This is a genomic window from Alkalilimnicola ehrlichii (genome assembly GCF_003399765.1).
Classification (GTDB): domain Bacteria; phylum Pseudomonadota; class Gammaproteobacteria; order Nitrococcales; family AK92; genus AK92.
In genome coordinates this window covers 1-774 of record NZ_NFZV01000091.1, presented here as the reverse complement: position 1 = coordinate 774, position 774 = coordinate 1, and the positions used below count along the sequence as shown (strand labels likewise).

1 protein-coding gene is annotated in these 774 nt (G+C 66.3%); it reads left to right on the top strand.

Annotated elements, in window-relative coordinates; translation table 11 throughout:
• Positions 1-278: 278 nt before the first annotated feature.
• A partial coding sequence (locus CAI21_RS22820; protein ID WP_147305244.1) for a hypothetical protein occupies positions 279-774 on the top strand: 496 nt, incomplete at its 3' end.

Here is a 774-nt window from a genome sequence, read left to right as displayed (position 1 = left end):
GCTGCAAGCGGCGGACTTGGGAATTCCGCCGGAGCACGACCCGGCGCACCCGCGCTGCACGCACCCGCACCTACGCGAGCGGCTACCGGCGGCCCGCGCCGCCTACGCCGCCGAACTGCGCTCGACGCTGGCGGCGGTGGGGTTGTAGGCATGGGTTACCGCGTGACAGGGGTACCGCCTAGGGGATGTTGGGTTTCGCCGTTGGCTCAACCCAACCTACCGCCGGGGGCCGGCGAGCGGCGGCGGCGCCAAGAAGAACGCCCGGGAGGCGCCTGTTAATGTTGCGACGGTTGAAGAAGTTGGGGCTGCACGGTCCGCTGCCGCGGGACGCTGCGTTGGTCTACAGCGGCGCGCCCTGGTACGGCCACATCAATGCCGAGCGGGCGGTGCTGGTACAGCCGACGGGGTCGGCGACCCTCTATTTCGGGATGTCGGGGTTGGGGTTTTTTATAGCATTTATTTTTGGTTCTGGTCTTGTCATGGGGCTTTATATTGAAGGAGCCTCTAGCTTGTTTATAACGGGGCCTTTTGCTCTCCTTGGATTGGCGGGTCTTATCGCCGGCCTCGTCCTCGCCCGGCGCTACGTCCGCGCGCGCGATGCGCTGTATGCCGCCTGGGACGGCAAGCCGGACCTGGCGGCGGGTTACTTCGACCGGCGGGCGGGTAAGCTGGTGCTGCCCAAGGAGGGGCGGGAATACCCTTTCGCCGAGCTACAGGCGTACATCATCCGCCACCCCACCCGCCACGGGCTGATGCTGCACGATCTGGTGCTCT